The sequence below is a fragment of the Pseudoalteromonas sp. NEC-BIFX-2020_002 genome (assembly GCF_013002825.1).
In the GTDB taxonomy this organism is placed as follows: domain Bacteria; phylum Pseudomonadota; class Gammaproteobacteria; order Enterobacterales; family Alteromonadaceae; genus Pseudoalteromonas; species Pseudoalteromonas neustonica.
Window position 1 is genome coordinate 354,666 of the sequence record NZ_JABEPJ010000002.1, and the last position, 23,246, is coordinate 377,911.

25 protein-coding genes are annotated in these 23,246 nt (G+C 41.3%); 7 read left to right on the forward strand and 18 right to left on the reverse strand.

All coding sequences use genetic code 11. The annotated features are described in order from the left end of the window. Window positions 1-7: 7 nt before the first annotated feature. The 8 genes from HJP15_RS03800 to HJP15_RS03835 all read right to left on the reverse strand — a co-directional run bounded on the left by HJP15_RS03800 (window position 8) and on the right by HJP15_RS03835 (window position 5,135). Window positions 8-646 (reverse strand): protein-L-isoaspartate(D-aspartate) O-methyltransferase, encoded by a 639-nt coding sequence (locus tag HJP15_RS03800; RefSeq protein WP_054204285.1) that lies wholly within the window; start codon window positions 644-646, stop codon window positions 8-10. Next, window positions 636-1,400 carry a 5'/3'-nucleotidase SurE gene (gene surE / locus HJP15_RS03805; protein ID WP_169326530.1) on the reverse strand — a complete coding sequence of 255 codons (765 nt, stop codon included), beginning with the start codon at window positions 1,398-1,400 and terminating at the stop codon, window positions 636-638. Before surE ends, HJP15_RS03800 begins: the two co-directional genes overlap by 11 nt. Further along, window positions 1,381-2,430 (reverse strand): tRNA pseudouridine(13) synthase TruD, encoded by a 1,050-nt coding sequence (truD, locus tag HJP15_RS03810; RefSeq protein ID WP_170173100.1) that lies wholly within the window; start codon window positions 2,428-2,430, stop codon window positions 1,381-1,383. Before truD ends, surE begins: the two co-directional genes overlap by 20 nt. Then, the gene (gene ispF, locus HJP15_RS03815; protein WP_054204288.1) at window positions 2,427-2,909 is read right to left on the reverse strand and encodes a 2-C-methyl-D-erythritol 2,4-cyclodiphosphate synthase; all 483 of its coding nucleotides are present in this window, start codon (window positions 2,907-2,909) and stop codon (window positions 2,427-2,429) included. Before ispF ends, truD begins: the two co-directional genes overlap by 4 nt. Further along, complete coding sequence (gene ispD, locus HJP15_RS03820; RefSeq protein ID WP_170173101.1) at window positions 2,906-3,619, reverse strand: 2-C-methyl-D-erythritol 4-phosphate cytidylyltransferase; 714 nt, start codon at window positions 3,617-3,619, stop codon at window positions 2,906-2,908. The genes ispF and ispD overlap by 4 nt, the downstream gene beginning before the upstream one ends. Continuing rightward, on the reverse strand, window positions 3,609-3,899 hold the full coding sequence (gene ftsB / locus HJP15_RS03825) for a cell division protein FtsB (RefSeq protein WP_054204290.1): 291 nt from the start codon (window positions 3,897-3,899) through the stop codon (window positions 3,609-3,611). The genes ispD and ftsB overlap by 11 nt, the downstream gene beginning before the upstream one ends. A 58-nt stretch (window positions 3,900-3,957) precedes the next feature. Further along, the gene (locus HJP15_RS03830; protein ID WP_212760621.1) at window positions 3,958-4,587 is read right to left on the reverse strand and encodes a hypothetical protein; all 630 of its coding nucleotides are present in this window, start codon (window positions 4,585-4,587) and stop codon (window positions 3,958-3,960) included. Between the two features lie 65 nt (window positions 4,588-4,652). Further along, window positions 4,653-5,135 (reverse strand): DUF2947 domain-containing protein, encoded by a 483-nt coding sequence (locus HJP15_RS03835; protein WP_054204292.1) that lies wholly within the window; start codon window positions 5,133-5,135, stop codon window positions 4,653-4,655. Between the two features lie 60 nt (window positions 5,136-5,195). On the opposite strand from HJP15_RS03835, the gene HJP15_RS03840 reads away from it, so the two are divergent. The 3 genes from HJP15_RS03840 to HJP15_RS03850 are packed head-to-tail and all read left to right on the forward strand — an operon-like array spanning window position 5,196 to window position 7,524. Next, a complete protein-coding gene (locus HJP15_RS03840; protein ID WP_064435241.1) occupies window positions 5,196-5,435 on the forward strand; it encodes a DUF1653 domain-containing protein in 240 nt (79 codons plus the stop codon). Between the two features lie 51 nt (window positions 5,436-5,486). Further along, window positions 5,487-6,335, forward strand: a complete 849-nt coding sequence (locus HJP15_RS03845) for an AAA family ATPase (protein ID WP_054204294.1) — start codon at window positions 5,487-5,489, stop codon at window positions 6,333-6,335. Between the two features lies 1 nt (window position 6,336). Then, entirely contained in the window at window positions 6,337-7,524 is a 1,188-nt protein-coding gene (locus HJP15_RS03850) for a vWA domain-containing protein (RefSeq protein ID WP_054204295.1), read from the forward strand. Window positions 7,525-7,785: 261 nt separating this feature from the next. On the opposite strand, the gene HJP15_RS03855 is transcribed toward HJP15_RS03850, so the two are convergent. The 4 genes from HJP15_RS03855 to ppnP all read right to left on the reverse strand — a co-directional run bounded on the left by HJP15_RS03855 (window position 7,786) and on the right by ppnP (window position 10,482). Next, the gene (locus HJP15_RS03855; RefSeq protein ID WP_054204296.1) at window positions 7,786-8,034 is read right to left on the reverse strand and encodes a hypothetical protein; all 249 of its coding nucleotides are present in this window, start codon (window positions 8,032-8,034) and stop codon (window positions 7,786-7,788) included. A gap of 205 nt (window positions 8,035-8,239) precedes the next feature. Beyond that, window positions 8,240-9,487: an NRAMP family divalent metal transporter gene (locus tag HJP15_RS03860; RefSeq protein WP_170173103.1), complete on the reverse strand. Its 1,248-nt coding sequence runs from the start codon at window positions 9,485-9,487 to the stop codon at window positions 8,240-8,242. 143 nt (window positions 9,488-9,630) lie between these two features. Further along, window positions 9,631-9,987, reverse strand: a complete 357-nt coding sequence (gene hpf, locus HJP15_RS03865; protein ID WP_054204298.1) for a ribosome hibernation-promoting factor, HPF/YfiA family — start codon at window positions 9,985-9,987, stop codon at window positions 9,631-9,633. Between the two features lie 183 nt (window positions 9,988-10,170). After that, window positions 10,171-10,482, reverse strand: a complete 312-nt coding sequence (ppnP, locus tag HJP15_RS03870) for a pyrimidine/purine nucleoside phosphorylase (protein WP_054454931.1) — start codon at window positions 10,480-10,482, stop codon at window positions 10,171-10,173. A gap of 77 nt (window positions 10,483-10,559) precedes the next feature. On the opposite strand from ppnP, the gene HJP15_RS03875 reads away from it, so the two are divergent. After that, entirely contained in the window at window positions 10,560-10,721 is a 162-nt protein-coding gene (locus HJP15_RS03875; protein ID WP_170173104.1) for a hypothetical protein, read from the forward strand. Window positions 10,722-10,983: 262 nt separating this feature from the next. Here the strand turns inward: HJP15_RS03875 and HJP15_RS03880 are convergent, their stop codons facing one another. The 3 genes from HJP15_RS03880 to tkt all read right to left on the reverse strand — a co-directional run bounded on the left by HJP15_RS03880 (window position 10,984) and on the right by tkt (window position 14,076). Next, complete coding sequence (locus HJP15_RS03880) at window positions 10,984-11,289, reverse strand: hypothetical protein (protein ID WP_170173105.1); 306 nt, start codon at window positions 11,287-11,289, stop codon at window positions 10,984-10,986. A 28-nt stretch (window positions 11,290-11,317) separates the two neighbouring features. Next, entirely contained in the window at window positions 11,318-11,644 is a 327-nt protein-coding gene (locus tag HJP15_RS03885) for an HNH endonuclease (RefSeq protein ID WP_170173106.1), read from the reverse strand. Window positions 11,645-12,084: 440 nt separating this feature from the next. Further along, window positions 12,085-14,076: a transketolase gene (tkt, locus tag HJP15_RS03890; protein ID WP_054204301.1), complete on the reverse strand. Its 1,992-nt coding sequence runs from the start codon at window positions 14,074-14,076 to the stop codon at window positions 12,085-12,087. 278 nt (window positions 14,077-14,354) lie between these two features. Here tkt and metK point away from each other — a divergent pair, with 278 nt between their 5' ends. Next, window positions 14,355-15,506 (forward strand): methionine adenosyltransferase, encoded by a 1,152-nt coding sequence (metK, locus tag HJP15_RS03895; RefSeq protein ID WP_054204302.1) that lies wholly within the window; start codon window positions 14,355-14,357, stop codon window positions 15,504-15,506. Between the two features lie 135 nt (window positions 15,507-15,641). On the opposite strand, the gene HJP15_RS03900 is transcribed toward metK, so the two are convergent. Beyond that, window positions 15,642-16,310, reverse strand: coding sequence for an START domain-containing protein (locus HJP15_RS03900; protein WP_170173107.1), 669 nt, complete (start codon window positions 16,308-16,310; stop codon window positions 15,642-15,644). A 30-nt stretch (window positions 16,311-16,340) separates the two neighbouring features. Further along, entirely contained in the window at window positions 16,341-17,861 is a 1,521-nt protein-coding gene (locus tag HJP15_RS03905) for a CYTH and CHAD domain-containing protein (RefSeq protein WP_054455156.1), read from the reverse strand. A 214-nt stretch (window positions 17,862-18,075) separates the two neighbouring features. On the opposite strand from HJP15_RS03905, the gene HJP15_RS03910 reads away from it, so the two are divergent. Next, the gene (locus HJP15_RS03910) at window positions 18,076-18,663 is read left to right on the forward strand and encodes a TIGR04211 family SH3 domain-containing protein (protein ID WP_054204305.1); all 588 of its coding nucleotides are present in this window, start codon (window positions 18,076-18,078) and stop codon (window positions 18,661-18,663) included. A gap of 118 nt (window positions 18,664-18,781) precedes the next feature. Here the strand turns inward: HJP15_RS03910 and HJP15_RS03915 are convergent, their stop codons facing one another. Next, window positions 18,782-19,264 carry a winged helix-turn-helix transcriptional regulator gene (locus HJP15_RS03915; RefSeq protein ID WP_054204306.1) on the reverse strand — a complete coding sequence of 161 codons (483 nt, stop codon included), beginning with the start codon at window positions 19,262-19,264 and terminating at the stop codon, window positions 18,782-18,784. Window positions 19,265-19,434: 170 nt separating this feature from the next. On the opposite strand from HJP15_RS03915, the gene putA reads away from it, so the two are divergent. Beyond that, entirely contained in the window at window positions 19,435-23,238 is a 3,804-nt protein-coding gene (putA, locus tag HJP15_RS03920) for a bifunctional proline dehydrogenase/L-glutamate gamma-semialdehyde dehydrogenase PutA (protein WP_170173108.1), read from the forward strand. The last annotated feature ends 8 nt before the right edge of the window (window positions 23,239-23,246 follow it).

The following is a 23,246-nucleotide window of genomic DNA, read 5'->3' on the forward strand; positions in this document are numbered from 1 at the left end:
TAGCTTCCTATTCAATATCGCCAGGTATAAGAGGTACAAACCTCACTGGCGCAATTACATGTTGAGTAAATTTTTCGCCTTCACGCACAACCATCACTAGTTGCTGATCTTCATTACCAATAGGGGCAATCATCACACCGCCATCAGCAAGTTGATCCAATAGTGCTTGTGGCACGTGTGACGCTGCCGCAGTCACAATTATTCCTGCAAAAGGTGCTTGCGACTCCCATCCTTGCCAACCATCACCATGTTTCATGGTAACGTTATATAAATCAAGGTTCTGTAAGCGACGTTTGGCTTGCCATTGCAGCGCTTTTATACGTTCTACTGAAAATACCTTGGTAAAGGTTTTAGCCAGTATTGCTGTTTGATAACCAGAGCCCGTACCTATTTCAAGAACTTTATCACGCACACCGGCTAAACGCAGCAATTCTGTCATTCGTGCAACGATATAAGGCTGTGAAATTGTTTGCCCCTGACCTATAGGCAATGCTGTATTTTGATAGGCTTTATGCTTGAGTACATCGTCAATAAATACGTGACGTGGAACATCTGCAATAGCAGCCAATACGTCTTTATCTTCAACACCTTCGCGCTGTAATAACTCAGCGAGCCCATGTGCACTGCGTGTATAATTAGCTAGCACCGTTGATCTCCATTGTTTTGAGCCAATCACCTACCGCTGCTAAACTATCTTTTGCGGTCATATCTACACTTAAAGGTGTGACTGATGCGTAACCATTATTGATAGCAAAAAAGTCGGTGCCAACTCCAGCATCACTTTCGGCCCCTAACACACCATACCAATAGATATCGCGTCCCCAAGGGTCTTGTTGCTTGGTCATAGTTTCAGCTTTGTGGCGTGCGCCTAAGCGCGTTACCTGCACACCTTTTAGTTCACTTAATGGTATATCGGGCACATTAATATTAATGATCTGATCTTTAGGAAGGGGGTGCGATGCAAGCTCTTTAATTATACTGACCGTAACTGCCGCTGCCGTTTCAAAATGGTTGCCCTCTTTAGAGCATAATGAGACTGCCACCGCAGGCAAACCTAAATGACGCCCTTCAGTTGCCGCCGCAACTGTGCCTGAATACAAGGTATCGTCGCCTAAATTAGCACCATGGTTTATACCTGCAACAACCAAATCAGGTTTTTCATCAAGTAGTTCATTAACCCCTAAATGCACACAGTCGGTAGGAGTTCCATTGACAGAAATAAACCCATTTTCTAGTGCTGTTGCACGTAATGGGTTCATCAACGTTAATGAGTTACTTGCTCCACTGCAATTACGGTCAGGCGCAACAAGTGTCACATCGGCAATTTGTGACAGCGCATGATAAAGCACCGTAATCCCTTTAGCATTTACGCCATCATCATTACTTAGCAGAATTTTCATTGGAAGCGTCCTTCTCTTTATGTACGCGTGGACTGGCGTCTGTGTAATCCACCAGCTCACGTAATAATGCCGTTGCAAAAGTCCCTTTTGGTAAACCAAAGCTCAATTTAATGGTGGTTTCATCAACCGTTTCAACCGCTAAATCTTGTGGTATCAAACGCAGCATTCTGCGTTCGTTTTTAAGCCCTAATTCACCTAGCCCTTCGCACCATTCTTTATATGGTTCTAGCCATATTTTTTCTTGTTCAGTAAGGCCTTTTTCGCTAGTGCCTACCAGAGGCGCTGACATCATAATATCGCCTGAGGCGAGCCTTGCTATGTTTTCATCACTGATTGCATCTTCAAAAAAAGCATTGCTACCACTGAGCATAAATACTTCGCGGTGCATGGTTTTAGCCAAACCATGTTCAGCGACTCGCAGGTTCACTATTTGATTAAACACATACGAGCGCGCTGCAGAGATTATTAAACCACGCAGTTTTTTGTCACGGATACGCTCACCGGCAAACATTTTTTTAGCCATCACTAGGTTATGCCCGTCGTGACCAAAACGTTGTTCACCGAAGTAATTGGGCACACCAGCACGTACTGCATTTATTCGACAAAGAATATCAAGCGGCTGAGTCACATTACGCAAGGTTATAGTAAATTTGTTACCTTTGTGACAACCAGTGCGAAGTTTACGGTTATGGCGTTGCTGAGAAATAATAAACAGTGATTCACTATTGAGCTCTGTAAAATCAATGTCTTTTTTAATAGGCACTGGCACGCTAAACCATTGGCTACAAACACCATGGCGATCTTTCATACCTGCGTAACTTACATCGCGCGGTGAAATACCGGCTTTTTGAGCAAGCAATTTGGCAACATATTGGGTGTTTTCGCCTTTTTTAACCACTTGCAAACACACATGCTCACCGCTACCCGTAAACTCTATACCTAAGTCTTCATCAACCATAAAGTCTTCAGCAGTGGTTTTAAAATCAGCTTTTGATAATGGCGTGCCATATAGATAATTTAATTCACTCATAACAGCTCTTTGCTCATGATCACGACGGCGTGACTCGATATACCTTCTTTACGCCCTTCAAAACCTAGCTTTTCCGTGGTCGTTGCTTTTACGTTTACCTGACTAAGCTCTGCGTTTAAATCTGTGGCTAAGTTTGTTCGCATAGCTTGAATATGCGGCAACATTTTTGGTGCTTGCGCAACAATGGTTACGTCTGCATTACCAAGTACATAACCTTGCTGCTTAGCTAAGTCGACAACATGGCGCAGTAAAATCCGGCTATCGATATTTTCATATTCACTGGCTGTATCCGGAAAGTGCTTACCGATATCGCCCATCGCCAGCGATCCTAAAATAGCGTCGCACAATGCGTGGATCGCAACATCACCATCGGAATGAGCAAGAAAACCCTGTGGATACTCTATCTTTTCACCACAAATTGTTAACGGGCCTTCGCCACCAAACTTATGGACATCAAAGCCATGGCCAATTCTAATCATGATGCTTTCTCACTGTGTTGTTTTTGGAGTAAAAAATGGGCTAAATCTAAATCTTCAGGCGTGGTAATTTTAATGTTATCGCTTCGTCCAGCGATAAGTTTGACAGGCTTATTGGCCCACTCAATAGCTGATGCTTCATCGGTGATGGTTACACCTTGTTGTAATGCGCCCTCTAATGCCGCTTTGAGTTCGTGATATTTAAAAAGTTGAGGAGTCAATGCTTGCCATAAATCATCGCGCGGAACAGTCTGTTCACTGTGAGTATTACCGCGCTTAATGGTGTCTTTTACTTTACTGGCTAAAATCCCGCCTTCATTTGCATGCGTACATTGCGCGATGAGGTTTTCAATGTCATCAATAGCAACGAGTGGCCTTGCGGCATCATGCACCAATACCCAGTCTGGGGGGTTATCTGACAAAGCCAATAAACCATTTAGCACTGAATCAGCGCGCTCTTTACCGCCCACAGTCCTAATAATTTTGACATCAATAAACCCTATATTTTGATAAAAAGGGTCATTGTCACTCACCGCAACAACTATTTTACTTAACTGCGTAAGCTGCGCTAATTTCGCCAGTGTGTGCTCTAAAATCGTTTTCCCTGCCAAAATAATGTATTGCTTTGGCATACTATGCTGCATACTATGCTGCATACGACTTCCCACCCCTGCGGCTGGAACAATGGCAGCGATTGTTTGATTATTTTTCATTATATTGCTGGCTCGGTAAAACACGTATAAATGTCTCTGCGGGTTTAATCATCCCAAGTTCATTACGGGCACGTTCTTCGACCCCTTCTTGACCAAGCTTTAAATCTTCAATATCAGCTTTGAGCACTTTATTACGTTTAATAAGCTTGGCATTAGTATCTTGGTGAGAAATTACCGCATTTTTTAAGCGACTATAATCTTGTAAGCCATTATGACCAAACCATAAACGATACTGCACAAACAGTGCTAAACACAGCAAAGTAAATTGAAATAGTCGCATTAAACACTCCTTGATTATCTTTACCAGTACAAATTTAATGCGATTGAGGCAACTGGTATTATATTTTTTTAACGTGAACATACGGGCGTTTTAAATTACGCCAATTGATATTGCCAGCAAGCAGCATTTCTCTCAGTGATAGAGTTCGCGGTGTACAACGTTTAGCAAAATGCCATTGGTGACCACAACATGCAGCAGCCATTGTGGCTTTGCTGGGCTTAAGTAACACAACAGCTAACCCATCAAGTGAGCGCCCTGCGCAATCAAACCAACCGTGCTCATTACAATGCAGTTTATTGTCGCTTACTTGGTCGATGCTGTCTATTGCAACACGAGTATGATTATCGTTATTAACCAATAACGGCACTATTAAACCCGTTTTTTTATCTGTTTGATAAAAAGTACCATTCTTTTTTTCGTCGGGCGGGTGCGCTGTTTGTTTCTCAAGCCAGCAGCCATTTTGTGGATCTAATTGAAAAGGCACTTGGCCATTTACGATATGTGTCGCTGCGCATTCAACATAATAAGGCAGGCTTTTTAGTGTTTTTCGTAAGCGCGATTCATTGAGCTCATTCGTAAGGCGATTTATTTCTCGCGCATAAAAAGCGTTACACAGCTGTGCATAAAGCACACGCTGCGCATCTGATTGCCAAATATCACCTTGTTGATGGGGATCACTTGCAGCCAACACTTATACTCAAAAACGTTTAGTTAACTATTTTATAGCACAGTACTGACCGCATTTTAAGCTATTTACTTCGCTTGTGGCTTTGCGCCTAGTTTAGCGTCACCCGTTTCTAAAAACTGAACAACCTCGTCGCGCTTTTTGCCTAATAGCAAACTACCATCAGCTAAAAACATAAAGTTTTGCCAATTGCGCTTAAATACATCAAAACTGGTTTCGATAATATTATCGCGGGCAATACAAAAATACACCGTGGTATTTGCTTGCCAGCCTAAGTGATCAAGAATGTCTTGAGGGAGTTGATCTGCGCCTTCTTCCCATGCAGCTTCCCAATGGATAGTTTGCGTAAAGTTTTCTTCGTTGCCACACCAATCTGTTTTTTCAAAAAAATCGGGATGATCATGCTCGCGACTCACCATTGTACTCCATAAAACCGCAGCGCGCTCATGGCTCATTGGTTTTATTAAAGCAAGATCTTGCTCATTAACAGGGGCATCTTTATGGCGAAAAACCCACGCTTTTTTGTAATCATCTAACGGTATATAGTTCATAATAGTAGCAAATTAGTTAGCATTAAAAGTGCAAGCGCAAATTATACAAGAGATCAAAACATGACTACAGCAATAAAACCACATTCCCTCAAATCAGGCATATATCAACACTACAAAGGCCCTAAATACAAAGTATTTTATGTTGCCACTCATAGCGAAACACACGAGCAGCTTGTTATTTATCAAGCCCTTTACGGCGAGTTTGGCATGTGGGCACGCCCACTGAGTATGTTTTTAGAGACCGTAGAAAAAGACGGCCAAACCATCCCCCGCTTTGCTTATCTTGGCGAGACCACTTAGATATGGCATCATGGCTAACATTATTACTGCTCAGACCAGATAGGTATTACCGTGCAATTTCATTCTACAGATAACTACATAGCAAGTAATTCGTTAAAACAAGCTGTTAATGCGGCTATTTTGCTTGAAAAGCCACTCCTTATAAAAGGCGAACCCGGTACAGGTAAAACCATGCTGGCTGAAGAACTCGCTAAAAGTTTAGATACCACGCTTATTCAATGGCATATAAAATCGACCACCAAAGCACAGCAAGGTCTGTATGAGTATGATGCGGTATCGCGCCTACGCGACAGTCAATTAGGCGATGAGCGCGTTCATGATATTGGTAACTACATTGTTAAAGGTAAATTGTGGCAGGCATTTACTTATGGTGAAGAACATAACAAACGCCCGGTATTATTAATTGATGAAATAGATAAAGCCGACATCGAGTTCCCTAACGACTTATTATTAGAGCTCGATAAAATGGAGTTTCATGTTTATGAAACCGGTGAACGTGTAGTCGCTAAGCTACGCCCTATTGTGATCATCACATCAAATAACGAAAAAGAACTACCAGATGCCTTCTTACGTCGTTGTTTTTTCCACTACATTGATTTTCCATCGAGCGATGAAATGCAACAAATTGTTGATGTACACCACCCGTATGTTAAACAAGATTTAGTACGCCAAGCGCTGGAAGTATTTTTTGGCTTACGTGAAGTCAACGGCATTAAGAAAAAGCCATCTACCAGCGAACTACTTGATTGGCTTAAACTTTTAATGGCCGAAGACATCGACGCAAAAACGCTGCATGACAAAAGCCAAAAAGGCGGCTTAATGCCAATGTTTGGTGCGCTTTTAAAAAATGAACAAGATATTAGCTTAATTGAAAAACTTGCTTTTATGAGTCGCCGCTAAGATGTTGATTGCGTTTTTCTTCAAACTACGGGAATACCGCTTACCAGTGAGTTTGCGTGAGCTACTTGACTTGATCAACGCGCTAAAAAAAGGCGCGGTATTTGCCGACATTGACGGTTTTTATTATTTAGCCCGCACTATTATGGTTAAAGACGAAACCCATTTTGATCGCTTTGATAAAGCCTTTAGCGATTATTTTACTGGTATTGCCGATCTCGATTTATTAGAAAGTCTAAAGCAACAGCATGACTTACCTAATGATTGGCTGCGTAAAGAGTTTGAAAAACACCTGACGGATGAAGAAAAAGCGCAACTCAAAACGATGGGTGGTCTTGATGAACTCATGAAAACCCTCAAAGAGCGCCTAGAAGAACAACAAAAACGCCACGCTGGTGGCAATAAGTGGGTGGGCACAGGCGGTACATCGCCCTTTGGCGCCTATGGCTACAACCCTGAGGGCGTGCGCATAGGCCAAGACGGCAACCGTAACCGCCGCGCTGTAAAAGTGTGGGATAAACGCGAATACCGTAATTTAGACTCTGACCGTGAAATAGGCTCGCGCACCATTAAACTCGCCCTTAAAAAACTACGTAAATTTGCTCGCACAGGCGCAAGTGATACGCTTGATTTAAATGAGACCATTCGCGCCACAGCTAAGCAAGGCGGCATGCTTGATGTAAAAATGGCACCAGAGCGTCATAATGCAGTAAAAGTATTAATGCTGTTTGATATTGGCGGCTCAATGGATGATTACATTCATACCTGCGAAGAGCTATTTAGCGCCGCCCACAGCGAGTTTAAACACTTAGAGTTTTACTACTTTCATAACTGCTTATACGAACACGTTTGGCAGGATAACCAACGCCGCCACTCAAACGTTATCGACACCATGACGCTGATCAACAAGTTCACCAGCGACTATAAAGTGATATTTGTGGGGGATGCCACTATGGGCCCGTATGAAATAGCCTACCCCGGCGGCTCAGTTGAGCACTACAACGAAGAACCCGGCAGTGCATGGTTAAACCGTATCACCGATCACTTTGATAAAGTCGCGTGGCTCAACCCGCAACCCGTTGAACACTGGCGTTACTATCAATCAATTGATTTTATAAAACAGTTGATGGATAACCGTATGTACCCACTGAGTTTAGATGGGATAAGTAATGCGATAAGGGAGTTGAGTTAAACGCTTTAAGTGCTCTTTGCGAGGAAGGTATACAAGTTTTATTTTCATTAGCAGCAAAGTATCAAGCGTTAAATTAGCCACTTTTTATAAAAGTAAGAAGCAAGCAATAATTGAGACAGCTATTTTAGGCATAGCCACTGGACAGTGCTTGCTATTTATATACGGCGTTATCCCCTATTTATGGGGAATAACTCCACTATATAAGCTCTGCTTTGCCTAACAACCAAACATACGCAACCTCGAAAGAGAAATAACGCGGCATTAAGATGTTGTTACTTCTACAACAAAAATTAATAAGCCTTCCACAGCACTTTCCCAAAAGCTCATGTTAGCTCTTTGTTTTTTATAATGCTCGTCAAGGCATTCTTGGTATAATTCATCCGCAGATTTTTGCCCATTATTATCTGCTGTATTCGCTATCTCAATACAATGACTTGTATCAACTGGCTCCGTTGTTTCACAACCAGAAATAAAAAGGCTGATCACCAATACTAAAATAAATTTTTTCACTTAAATCCTTTTGCTATTCGAAAATAAAAATTACCGAACACTTCATTACTAGGCTAAAAATTGTCGGTTAAAATAAGCGAAGAAGGAACAAAAAACAACTGTCTTTGTCCCTATTTAAATGTTTTTATCTTCGCTAATAATTAAATGAAGTTAATCACTCAACTTTAAACACACACGCCTAGAAATTTAAGCTTTAGCATTACGGTTAAAACAGTTTCCAAACCACAAAGGCAACTGCAAAGCTCACCAAATAAATTAAGCCAACCCAGCTCAGCGCTCTGACTAAAATTGAGTGTTCAATACTTGACTCTGATCGCACTAAACTAAAGTTTAGCCACGCAAATACCGGGGTGGTGATAAACGCGAGTGTCATGGCAAAGGTAAGCATGGGGCCGAGGGCTGATTTAAAAAATAAGATCACCGCCATGCCAGCGAGAGCTTGTATTATCAGCCATATTTTTAAGCTATGCTTGCTTTGCTTGAAGCCAAGTAGCTTGTGAGATTCGTTTAACGTACGTGCGTAGCCGTCTAGCACTGTTAGTGTCGTGCCAAACATACATAAAAAGGCAATAACCGATACAAGCGGACGCGCCCATTCGCCGATAGTAAGCGCGTACATATCAATAAGCTGTTTTGCAAATGCCACACCACCTAGCTCTATATTCGCGCTTTGACCATATTGCACTAATACGCCCAATGAGAAAAACACCAGCGCAAGCCCAGCGGTTAGCCAATAACCTACATTAAAATCAAACAAGCCCTGTGTTCGTGTTACCGTTTGTTGACTTTGCTTTTCTTTAAGCCAAAGTGAGCTTAGTGCTGAAATTTCAATCGGTGCTGGCATCCAGCCCATTAACGCAACCATAAAACCAAGCATGGCAAGTTCATAAGGCGATGGCCCTATATAATCAACAGGTGCTACTATTCCATGGTTCATAGCGCCATTACTAAACGCGATAACTAATGCACTCACGGTTGCCAATGTTAACAGCACCATAATCGCTTTAGCTGCGTTATCTAACGCTTTAAAATGACCAAGTAATAATATAACTAAGCACACAGCTAAAATTAACCAACATAGTAATGTTACCGATACACTTACAGGCAACGCATAATGCAGTAAGCTTGCGGTTAACAGTAAAACCCCAGCAGTATTAACCACCGCAGCAATAATATTTAAGCCGATAAAACTATAAAAAAACCATGGGCCTTTACTTTTATACCCTTCAACGAGGCTTTTTTTAGTTGCTAGAGTGTACTCAATACCAAAACGAAAAAATGGATACTTAAGCACATTTACAACAACAATTAGCCAAAATAGCTGCCAGCCAAAAATAGCGCCAGCTTGGGTTGATGCAACAAGGTGAGAGCCACCAATAGCGGCCGTGGCCATTAAAATACCGGGGCCTAAAGCACTTAAACGAACTTTCCAATTTGTGCGGGTTGATTGCATTGATATGCTTAATATTTATTATTAGTAATAAATAAGTTACAGCGTTTTATTTAAAAATGGAAGGTGCACAAGTGGCGATAAAAAATGCAGAAATAAAAAAAGAGCCTTTAGGCTCTTTTTGTAACTGTACTTACGTTTAATATTTAACGTAGGTCCATTTCTTGAATAATTTCGTGTGCAATTTCAGGTGTCGTGCTCACTGGTTTTTCATGTAAGTTGGCTTTGATTTGCCCTTTTCGATGTTTTAGTGCCGCATCGAGTTTTTTAGCTGCGTTTGAAATAGCTGGGTAAAGAACTTCGTTCTCACCTTTAACCGATAAACGCGCGCCTTCATAAATTGTGCTAATTTCAGCTTGAAGCTTATGGTGCTCTTTTGAAAGAATTATATCTAGTGCGATCAGAGATGGAAAATGACTCGCAATTTTTGAAAATTTTTCGTTGATGTGCTCTCTAATAGAGTCAGTAACGTCAACATGGTGACCAGAAAGATTAATTTTCATAGGGTATCCTTTTTTATGTTACCTCATAACTAGTATTGGGGGCTATTTAGATTAACACAAGGCAGAAAACCACAAATATGACATTTATTTGTTATTCATTGTGATTAAGCTTAATTACTGCACATTAAGTATGCAAAAACCCACGCAACGTGGGCTTTTGGGCTTAATCATTAATATTGAAGATTAAGTATATGAGCAACAGTAATCGGCAAAATCGGTTACTTTTACTTGGAATGTAACGTCGGCATCAACGTTAAATGATTCACCTGCTTGCATAGTTTGCCATTCGCTCTCGCCTGGCAGTAGAACACTCCATTGCCCACCATTGAGTTCCATAAGCTCTTTTTTACTGGTCGCAAATTCAAATTCACCCGCTTGCATAAAGCCTAATGTTTTAGTGCTACCATCAGCGAAAACCACCGTACGGCTTGAAACTTTGCCATCAAAATACACGTTGGCTTTTTTGATCACACTTACATTATCAAACTGAGACATCCTCACTCCTGTTTTATTTATAATATTTAATTACATTCACAGTGCCTGATACCCTATGTGCTTGCAAGTGTAGTGATGTGAAAAATACTCATGGGCTTCAGGCTTACATTGTAGGTCGTGCTTTAGCGCGTCAAGTAGTTAAGGGTTTAATAAATGATTTAATCACCGATTATGCACCATTGGTAGATAGTGGCAACACCTCAAACACCAGCAGCGTTTACACTGACCGAGTGCTTTGATTTGTTTGACTTATTTGCTCCATAAGCGGTAATTTAATAAACGAAAGTGTCTTGTAACAAAATTTATATACCACGCCTTCTTTCTCGACAAAAGAGGAACCCTTTTCAGTAAACTCAATTAATGCAGACAAGCCAAATAATTTAATAAAGCATACGTTATGAAAAAACAAAATCCAATGATGTTCATCATCGAAGAATACATTGTAAGATTGCTTTTCAGCTGGAAATTGCCAATATATTGTTTTATCAGGTTCTTGATTTTTTATAACCAAGCGAAGTTTATTTGCGATTGGATCTTGATATATTTTTCGTCGAAGTGGTATATCGCAAGTTCGTACGCAATTTTTGTGCAAAGCATTACTTGAGAAATAAAATCTAGAGAGATCTTACCTGCTATTTGAGGACTTTCTTTTTTCTTATGTCCTTTTTCTGCATTTTCGATTAGTTCACTTACTAGCTTAGATAACTTTTCTTTGTTTACTTCTTTTCCCTCAGTTTTAAAATGTCTCGATAACTTCTTTTCTAAATATTTTTCGGCTTTAGTCAGGTCGGATTTGTCAATTGACATTAATATTTCGACACCACTTCCAGTGTTATTAATTTTGATATCTGGAATGAGGTACAGGCCTCCTGTTTGGAAGAGTCTGAAATTTCCCAATATCAACATCCTCATAAACTCCAGAAAATGGTGTTGATAAATTCCCCTGTTTACCTTCGATATTATGAAGAAAACGAGGAAGTTTATAGAAAAGGCTGTTAGCTAATTTTCCTTCAAACCCCGCTCCCATTTTACTATTACAAACTTTACAAACATTCTTTACTTTGAGTGAACCACCAATGAATTCTGGAACGATATGTTCATCTGTTAATGAATTCAGTTCTGATATTGGGTTTTCACCCTTGCAAATTATGCATGTTGTCATTTGATATTCCTTGAGCCTAACATTTTTATAGTACGATCACCGCGCATATTCCTGCTGGCTTAACGCTCATTTTTCTAATTTATATACTTTTAACAAATTACCTAAGGTATTACTATCAAAAAGCTTTTGTTCTGCTTAGGTCAAGATCCTGAGTTTCGCTCCGCTCTACCAGACCAACGCGCTAAAGCACGACCTACAAAAACAGCGTGCAAAACAAGTTTCACGCTAACAAGAATTAAAAAATAAACGAGAATATAGTGTAAAGAATAACTGGGGGCTGAAGCGTCAATATAATCGGGGCTAAAGCACCCTCCTACGGCTTTTCATTGGCACTGTGCCTCGGATTATGTTTATCTGACGGCTGACGGCTGAAAGCTCCATACAAAAAAAGCCCGCACGGCGTAAACACAGTGCGGGCTTTTAAATTTTAGCCGTAAAAATTAAAACAATTCGTTTGCTTTGCTTACGATGTTTTCTACCGTGAAGCCAAAGTGCTCAAATAGCTCGTTAGCTGGGGCTGACTCACCAAAGGTGGTCATGCCTACTACTGCGCCATTTAGCCCTACGTACTTGTACCAGTAATCAGCAATACCCGCCTCTACTGCTACGCGGCGTGAAACTGCAGCCGGTAATACGCTTTCTTTATAAGCGGCGTCTTGTGCATCAAACACGTCAGTCGATGGCATTGATACAACGCGTACTTTTTTACCTTGCTTACGTAATTCAGCCGCTGAGTCTTGTGCTAATTGCACTTCAGAACCAGTCGCGATAAAGATAAGCTCAGGCTCGCCATCACAGCTAAGTACATAACCGCCTTTTTTCACGTCACTTAATTGCTGCGCTGAGCGTGTTTGCTGAGCTAAGCCTTGACGAGTAAAAATAAGTGAGGTTGGACCGTCTTTACGTTCAATCGCTTGTTGCCATGCAATTGCAGATTCAACTTGGTCACATGGGCGCCAGTTAACTAGGTTAGGCGTTAAGCGCATACTCGCAATTTGCTCAACTGGTTGGTGGGTTGGACCATCTTCACCTAAACCGATTGAATCGTGCGTGTATACAAATATGCTTGGCACTTTCATCAGCGCGGCCATACGTACTGCGTTACGTGCGTATTCCATAAACATTAAGAAAGTAGCACCGTAAGGAATAAAACCTTTATGTAGTGCAATACCATTCATAATGGCTGACATACCAAACTCGCGTACACCGTAGTAGATGTAGTTACCGCTGGCATCATTTGCTTCAAGGCCTTTAGAGCCTTTCCAAATTGTTAGGTTAGAGCCTGCTAAATCGGCAGATCCGCCCATAAATTCAGGCAGTAACGGGCCAAATGCGTTTAATGCATCTTGCGACGCTTTACGTGATGCAGGATTTGCTGGGTTTGCATCAAGCTGCTCAATGTAGGCTTGTGACTTTTCAGCCCAATCAGCTGGCAGCTCACTACGAGTACGACGTTTAAACTCAGCAGCAAGTTCTGGGTGTGCGCTTGCATACGCTGCAAATTTTTCATCCCAGCTTGCTTCTAGTTGCTTGCCTTTTTCTTTGCCATCCCACTCGCTGTAAATATCAGCTGGGATTTCAAATGCTTCACCAGTCCAACCAAGGAACTCGCGCGCGGCTTTGATCTCGTCTTCACCTAGTGGTGCACCGTGACAATCATGGCTACCTGATTTATTAGGTGAACCGTAGCCAATCACTGTTTTACAACAAATCAGTGTTGGTTTATCAGTGATGCTACGCGCTTCTTCGATTGCTGCGCGAATAGCATCTGAGTCATGGCCATCAACGCCGCTCACTACATGCCAGCCGTAGGCTTTAAAGCGTGCTGGGGTGTCGTCGCTAAACCAACCTTCAACTTCGCCATCAATTGAAATACCGTTGTCATCCCAAAATGCTACTAACTTACCAAGGCCTAATGTACCAGCAAGTGAACATGCTTCATGAGAAATACCTTCCATTAAGCAGCCATCGCCTAGGAATGTATAGGTATGGTGATCAACAATATCGTGACCTTCGCGGTTAAATTGGGCAGCGAGTGCTTTTTCTGCAATCGCCATACCTACCGCGTTTGTGATCCCTTGACCAAGTGGGCCCGTAGTGGTTTCGATACCTGGCGCATAACCGTATTCTGGATGCCCTGGTGTTTTAGAATGCATTTGACGGAAGTTTTTAATTTCGTCAATTGGTAAATCATAACCACTTAAATGCAATAGAGAATAAATAAGCATTGAACCGTGGCCATTGGAAAGTATAAATCGATCTCTGTCTACCCACTCTGGATTTGTTGGATTGTGGTTTAGATAATCGCGCCATAGTACTTCTGCGATATCAGCCATGCCCATAGGGGCTCCAGGGTGACCAGATTTGGCCTGTTGTACTGCGTCCATTGATAAGACGCGAATAGCATTTGCAAGTTCTTTGCGAGACGGCATGAATTCTCCTACCTTTACTGTATTTGCGCTGATTTGTGTGTATGTAACTTTGAACGCCCATTCTTACTTATTCTGGGTGCTGTGTGCAATTAAAAATCCCTATAAATTATAGGTACAAAGGAGTTTTATTCAGAACTAAAAGTTATTAGTAATTTTTTTTAGACGTCTAGGCGTAAAAATACTATGCAACTATCGTTGTTTTAGATAAAATACGCCCCTTAATTTTTTAGCGCTCTTACCGACGTTTGTGAAGCGCAATATTTGTGAGCACAAAGACAATGGCAAAACATTTATTTACTTCTGAATCAGTTTCTGAAGGTCATCCGGATAAAATTGCGGATCAAATCTCTGACGCGGTACTTGATGCCATCTTAGAGCAAGATTCTCATGCACGTGTTGCGTGTGAAACTTACGTAAAGACTGGTATGGTTATGGTTGGTGGTGAAATCACTACTAGCGCATGGGTTGATATTGAAGAAATCACCCGTAAAACTGTACGTGAAATTGGCTACACTCATTCTGATATGGGTTTTGACGCTGATTCGTGTGCAATTTTAAACACTATCGGTAAGCAATCTCCTGATATCAACCAAGGTGTTGACCGTACAAGCCCTGAAGAACAAGGCGCTGGCGACCAAGGCCTAATGTTTGGTTACGCATGTAACGAAACAGAAGTACTTATGCCTGCACCAATCACTTACTCACACCGTTTAGTACAGCGCCAAGCGCAAGTACGTAAAAGCGGCGAGCTTAACTGGTTACGTCCAGATGCAAAATCTCAAGTTACCTTTGCATACGAAAATGGCAAACCTGTAGGCATTGATGCCGTTGTTCTTTCTACTCAGCACAGTGAAGATATTTCACAAAAAGATTTAGTAGAAGCGGTGATGGAAACTATCATCAAGCCAGTACTACCTGCTGAACTAATTACAAGTGCGACTAAGTTCTTTATCAACCCTACTGGCCGTTTTGTTATCGGTGGACCAATGGGCGACTGTGGTCTTACGGGCCGTAAAATCATCGTTGATACTTACGGCGGCATGGCTCGTCACGGCGGCGGTGCATTCTCTGGTAAAGATCCATCAAAAGTTGACCGTAGCGCGGCATACGCTGCACGCTACGTTGCTAAAAACATTGTTGCTGCTGGTCTTGCTGACAAGTGTGAGCTACAAGTGTCTTACGCAATTGGTGTTGCAGAGCCTACGTCTATCAGTGTTGAAACGTTTGGTACAAGTAAGCTTGAAGAGTCACGTTTAATCGAACTTATTCGTGAACATTTTGACCTACGCCCTTACGGCTTAATTCAAATGCTTGATCTTGAGCGCCCTATTTATCTACCAACAGCGGCTTACGGCCACTTTGGTCGTGATGAATTCCCATGGGAACGCACAGATAAAGCAGACGCACTTCGCGCAGCAGCTGGCCTATAATTTCAGCCTCTGTATGAATAAAAAAAGCGCCTTCTGGCGCTTTTTTTATACTCGTAAACTCTATCCATTTGTACTTAATGACTTTTACTATAATTTCATGGTAATAAAGTTAATCTGATAAATAATTTAAATTTTTTATGCTGCTTTGGCGGTGCACTCACCGATTTTGCTAACGGTGTTATTGGTCTGAAAATCTTTGCTTAATAACTTTTTCTCTAACGTGAGCATAGTTAAAAGAGCACTTTTAAGGCCAACCTTATTACTTATCCAATGCGGTATAGCGCCACCGGGATCTGCATATATTTCATGAACAATCGTTAATTGTGGCAACCCTTGGACTATTTTTTCGCTTAAAAGCCAACTACCTTCTATTTCAGTAATGCGGATCATATTAGGCTGTTCATCAAAGTAATCCGGATATGCCGAAATTTTCAGCTCAGTGTCCGTATTGTTTAATCGCTTATAACAAGAATAACTCACCATATCGCGATCTGAGACAGGCCATGGTGAGTCTAATTGAGTGTACACGACAGTTTCTGAGGGGCTTAATCTTGCTAAAATTTTGACACTCTTAACATTTTCAATCCATTGCGGCGCATTCTCTGCATCACTAAGTAACGCCATAAAATCACCAGCATTCGTGTTACTAACAGTCACTGTACCGCGTACTTCAAAAATACCATTATCATGTTTTTTGTAGTGAATGCTAACACCATTCTGATGCTTCCATAATTGCCATGACTTTACTTCGGCCATTGCACTCTCACTGCAAAACAGCGCAATAAATAATAATTTTTGCCACATACACTATCCCTATGCACTCGCTAAATATGGTTATAACCAATAAGGTGAAATTTTATATGAAGCTAATCGACTTTGTTCCATTGCGCTTACTAAATATTCCGATTTTTTCTCAAGCCAGTTTTGAATTTTTGCAAGTTCGTCATCATCTTGCCCCGCACATAACTGCTTTAAATACTCAAGCGTACTGAGTTCATACATACCATGAGAAATATCAAGCCAAGGAATGCGGAACTCATTGCGATCGTCTTTTTCAAACAAAGAGCCAAGGCAATTACCACTGAGCAAACTGTTTTCTAAGCGAGTACGTAAATTTAAATAATCTTTAAAAGTCAGTGTTTTTTGTTCTGGCAGTAATTGGTGTAGGTCTTTCCAATCTTTATCAAATAATCGAGGCGCAATATCAGCAACGGGCTGCTCTGCGGCTTGAAATTGTGTTTGCCCCCAACTCTTTCGCCATTGCTTATCAACCAACCATGTTGTAAGTGATAACAATAAGCGGTTGTAGCGTGCACTGTGAAACAGTCGATTAATATCTTCAATGCTAGGTTGCAGCTCTTTTAAGTCATTTATGACTTGTGTTAGTTCTGGCGCGCTGTTAATTTTTTTATAATAGGCATGACGTTTAGAGGTATATGTTTTTAATTGAATTGCATTCTCTACCCACGCTAACTCACTTAGGAGCCATTTAAGCTCTGTTCGTAATCGTTCCGTGGTGTTTTTATCTACAATATCATCAAATAACCAGAAGGTATGACGTATCAAGCTAATACCGTCAGTCACACGTTTGAGAGTTTTTAAACTTGGTTTGTCAAAATAGCATTGCTCATGCTTTTGTACAAAACGAATGCCAAAACTTATAGCCTCAATGAGAGCTTGCTCTTGTGTTGCATTATTAGGCAAAGAAACAAAACCAATTGATTTACTCGGCTTAAGTGGTTTTTCATCCGCAAGGCGATAGCCTCGTGCCGCTTTTGAGTATAACCCTAAACGAATATTACTTTGTCCAACTAGTATATCGGCTAAAGTAAACAATTCATTGCGGCTTCCTTCTACAAGCTCTATCTCAAGCTCACAGATCGGTTCTACCTTTGCAGATGCTGCTACTTCGCCTTTATCTAGGACGACCTCAATTTTAGCGCCACTGTTTGTTTCTATTAACCACGTGCGGCGAATAAAGTTAGTACTAAAAATAGGATAAAGGTTTTGTGCAATTACATTTACTTGCATACCATGCGGCCAAATATTAGCATCGAATGCACTTAAATCTGGACGAGAACCGTCCAAAGGTAAATTGTACTCTGGACGTTGATGCAAACCGCCCATAACTTCACCTGCGAGCTTAATTGTCTGCTCACATTGATTGTCAGCACAACGTGTTCGAAAGCCTATATCTAATGCCCTAAGCTCACGGCTCGGCGTGTCAAAGTAAGCATTTTGCAAACTACGAGATGGCTTATTGGTAACGGTTTTAGCAAATTGAGTAATTAACGCGGGGATCAGTGGAATAACGGCATCTGACACCAAAAACTTCAGTTCTATCTCAGTATCCATTAGGCTTGAGGATTACCTTTAAAATAAATAAGAGCTCAAAATAAACAAAGCAGCCCAACATTGCAAATATTTTAGCTGATTGAGCCTTTATGCTCACATACACGATTACAATATCAGCCTTGCTATTAGAGCGTTAAATCCATACTATCTCACTACTTAACTATGAAAAACACTATTGCCGTAGCAGTCACGGTTACATTAACAAGGTAGATTGATGTTAAAACATTCTTTATTAGCGTTGCTGCTTGCAGCTGCTACATTTATGAGCCACGCAGAGCAGGCCGATGAAAAAACCGCTTATATAGTTGATAACCTTTATACATTTATGCATTCAGGTTCGAGTAAAAATTACCGTATTATTGGCTCTGTTGATGCTGGTACTAAGCTAACTCTTACTTCATCGGAAGAAAATGGTTTTTTTAAAGTAATCGATGATAAAGAACGTGAAGGTTGGGTTGAAGCCAAATTCATTTCTCAAACAGCTGGTATCCATCAACAATATCGTACTTTGAGCTCTGAAATGACATCAATGCAAGAGCAACTTCGTCAAGCTCAAATTGAATTACCTCAGCTTCAAGAACAAAACCAAACGCTGACAGACCAAAATAATGTTCTTTCTGAGCAAATAATTAAACTTAAAAGCACCTTAGAAGCTGAGCGCACCCAAAAACAGCAAGCAGGCGCGAAAGAAAAACGTCAGCTACTAACTTACGGCGGTGCAATTGCATTCATCGGTTTATTTTTAGGCATTATTCTTACTATCGTATTATCGCGTCGTAAGCGCTATGACGGCTGGGCGTAAGCGTTAAATAATATATTAGATATAAAAAAAGCACCCTTGGGTGCTTTTTTTATATGCGATGTAATTAATATTACGCGGGATAACCCCCCGCCTACATGCTGGTAGCAGTGAGTTAAATTTAAGTGTCGAGTCTAAGTCCGCTGTCTTGTTTGATTTTCTCTATCACCATATAAGTGTGATGTGTACCAACCCCAGGGATATCAACTAAATCACCTAATACTTGGCGGTACTCATCCATATCTGATACGCGGATTTTCAGTAAATAATCATAGCCACCAGCGACCATATCGCACTCAACAACTTGATTAATTTTTAAAATATGCTCACGGAATATTTTAAACACCGCAGTGTTGGAGGTCACTAAAGATACTTGCACATGCGCAAGCAAACTTTGGTTTAGCTTGGCTTCGCTCAATTTAGCAAAGTAGCCTTCTATGTAGCCCTCTTGTTCGAGTCGTTTTACTCTATCTAGACAAGGGCTAGGGCTTAAGTTAACCTGCTTTGCGAGGTTAACATTAGATATTCTGCCATTTTTTTGCAGTACATCTAATATTGCTAAATCGATACGATCAAGCAGGCGTAATCTATTCGAACTTGTCATAACAGAATTTTATGCGGATAAGTTAAAGGTATGCCCTGTAAATTATCGTAAAACGCCAAATTTAACCAGCATATTCTGCTGGAATTTAATTAGAATGCACGCATTACGCAACATGATAATCGAGCAGCATACTTTTTTAGCTGCAAGACTCCACACACCAGAGGTTACTTATGTTATTCAACGGCGATTTGACAACAACGTGTCCAATTCGACAAAAGATCCGTGACTTTTACCGCATTGACGAAAATGCTGTAATTGATCACATTTTACCCCTTGCCGAAGTAGGCGTTAAAGCCCGTAGCCGCGCATGGGAACGTGCTCGTCAGATAGTTCACAATATTCGTCGTGATCAAGATGGTCAAAGCGGTGTTGATGCACTATTAAATGAATTCTCACTTTCGAGTGAAGAAGGTGTGGTATTAATGTGTTTAGCAGAAGCCCTGCTACGTGTGCCAGATAAAGCAACTCAAGATACCTTGATCCGCGATAAGCTTGCAAAAGGCGACTGGAGCTCTCACCTAGGTAGCAGTGATTCGTTATTTGTAAACGCATCATCTTGGGGTCTATTAGTTACCGGTAAAATGGTTAACTACACTGATAAAACCAAAGAACAGCAGTTTGGTGTATTGAAGAAAACGATTGGTCGCTTAGGCGAACCGGTTATTCGCAAATCAGTAAATTTTGCCATGAAAATCATGGGTAAGCAGTTCGTTATGGGCCGTACGATTGACGAAGCTATCGAACGTGCTGCTGAAAAAGAACAAAAAGGCTATGTATACTCATACGATATGCTAGGTGAAGGCGCGCGCACCATGAAAGATGCGGATCGCTACTTCAATAGCTATATGAATGCGATTCATGCCATAGGTAAAGCCGCTAATGGCCGTGGTCCAGTAAAAAGTCCAGGCATATCTGTAAAGCTTTCTGCAATTCATCCTCGTTATGAATTCACGCATAAAGAACGCGTGATGAACGAGATCGTGCCTAAGCTCAAAGAGCTAGCAATGGTTGCTAAAAGCTATGACATTGGCTTTACCGTTGATGCTGAAGAAGCTGACCGTCTTGATATCTCGCTTGATGTCATCGAAGCTGTATTTAGCGATGATGACCTAGCTGATTGGAATGGTTTTGGCTTAGCAGTACAAGCGTACCAAAAACGCGCAATTTTTGTGATTGAATGGTTAACTGAACTTGCCAGCCGCGTTGGCCGTAAGATGATGGTACGTTTAGTTAAAGGCGCATACTGGGATACCGAAATCAAAACCACACAACAAGATGGTTTAGATCACTTTCCTGTATTTACACGTAAAGCAACCACTGATGTTTCTTACAAAGCCTGTGCAATTAAATTACTTGAAGCACGTGATGTGCTTTATCCACAGTTTGCAACACACAATGCTTACACTGCAGCGACTATTTTAGAAGTTGCAAAAGGTGATAACCAAGGTTTTGAATTTCAACGTTTACACGGTATGGGCGAATCATTATTTGATCAAATCGTTACTGAAGAAAAAATCCAGTGTCGTGTGTATGCTCCAGTAGGCCAACACGAAGATCTACTTGCTTATTTGGTTCGTCGTTTACTTGAAAACGGTGCAAACTCTTCATTCGTAAATGCGATTGTTGATACTACTAAACCTGTTGAATCGTTACTGCCGGATCCGGTTGAAACACTCCAAGGCTTACGTAACAAGTACAATACACAAATCAAAATGCCAATTGATTTATATGGCGAAGAACGTGCAAACTCAAAAGGCATGGACTTAACTGATATCAATATCATTACGCCATTCAAAGAAAATCTTGATACTTGGTTTACAGAGCACCGTATTGCAGCAACTGATGTACCTGAAGGTTCATTAGCCGTTAAAAACCCTGCAAATCATCAAGAAATCATTGGTCACGTCAAACTACACTCTAGTGATGACATGCTGACCTTGCTAAGCAATGCTGAAACAGCGTTTGAATCATGGTCACAAACACCTGTAAAAGATCGTGCTAATTTACTGCGCCGCATTGCTGATATTTTAGAGCGTCATCACGATGAGCTTGTGGCTATTTGTATCAAAGAAGCTGGTAAAATAGCGCAAGACGGTATTGATGAAGTACGTGAAGCCGTTGATTTTTGTCGCTACTACGCAGCACGCGCTGAAGAGCTAAGTGAAGATGAGCGTTTTGAAGCCCGTGGCGTGATCTTATGTATCAGCCCATGGAACTTCCCACTGGCAATCTTTTTAGGTCAAGTTGCCGCTGCAATCGTAACGGGTAACACCGTAATTGCAAAACCAGCTGAGCAAACAAGTTATATTGCACTACGTACTATCGAACTTATGTTATCTGTTGGCTTACCTGAGTTTGTTGTACAGGCTGTAGTAGCTCGCGGTAGCGATGTGGGTAAAACAATTGTTCCTGATGAACGTATTCAAGCTGTTATGTTTACTGGTTCAACTGAAACCGGCACAATCATTTCGCAAACTCTTGCTGCTCGTAACGATATTCAAGTACCACTCATTGCCGAAACAGGTGGCCAAAACTGTATGATCGTCGATTCTACAGCGCTACCTGAGCAAGTTGTTGATGATGTGATCAGTTCTGGCTTTCAAAGTGCCGGCCAACGTTGTTCTGCGCTTCGTGTATTATTTTTACAAGAAGACATTGCTGATGGCGTGATTGAGATGATCAAAGGCGCGCTTAAAGAGTTACACGTAGGCGACCCTTCATTGCTATCAACCGACATTGGTCCTGTAATCGATGAAAAAGCGCTTAAGAACTTAAACGATCATGTGGAGTACCTAAAAGGTAACGCAACACTGCATTATCAATGTGATATTCCAGATAATAGCGAAAATGGCGCGTATTTCTTTGCTCCTCGTTTATACGAAATCAAAGATTTGTCAGTGCTTAAACGTGAAGTATTTGGCCCATGTGTTCACATCATTCGCTTTAAAGGTTCAGACCTTGATAACGTAATTGATCAAATTAACAACACTGGGTTTGGCCTAACAATGGGTATTCATTCACGCATAGAAGAGCGTTGTGAATACTTAGCGAAAATGTCGCGTGCGGGCAATGTTTACGTTAACCGTAACATGATTGGTGCAATCGTTGGTGTGCAACCATTTGGTGGCCGTGGCCTTTCTGGCACAGGTCCTAAAGCAGGTGGCCCTAACTACCTACAACGTTTAGTGAAAGAAAAAGCATCGCCAGATAACGTACAAATGACTAACCTAACGCCTGACGAGCTTGATTTACACCACTACTCGGGTGCAAATGAGCAAGTTGAAAAGTTAATGGCCAACTCAATGCGTGACGAGAAAATCTGGCGCGCAACACCTCTTAATGACCGCGTTTCTGCGGTACGTCAACTACTGGCTAAAATAGCAACTGTTGACATTATTGACGAGCTTGCGGACGATTTAGCCCTTACACTTGCCGATGCACGTGCACAGCTTAACCGTCTTGAAAAACACATGCGCAAACATACAACGTTGCCTGGGCCAACGGGTGAATCAAATACCCTGCACCTTGAAGCGCGTGGTTGTGTAGTGTGTTATGCGGATAAGAGCACGTCATTTAATTTCTGGGCAATTTCAATTATCACAGCACTCGCTGCCGGTAATACTGTAATCACTGTAGCCTCTGAAATATTCTATGACGAAGCGGTTGCCTTTAAAGATAAATTTATCTCTACCGGCGTTGCTGAAGGTGTTTTACAAGTAGCTAAACCTAACCAGTTGCAAGCGCTTTTAGCACACCCTCATTTAGCCGGCGCAGTAGTTGCCGCTCGTTCTTCTCGTTTAGGTTACTTTAGCCAACAGCTTGCAGGACGCAAAGGTGCGATATTGCCAGTGATAAGCTCAGAATACTACGACACGCTAATCAAGCGCTTAGTCACAGAAAAGACTATAAGTATTGATACAACAGCCTCTGGCGGTAATACATCGCTAATGACGTTAGTAGAAGACGACGAATAAATACGTAA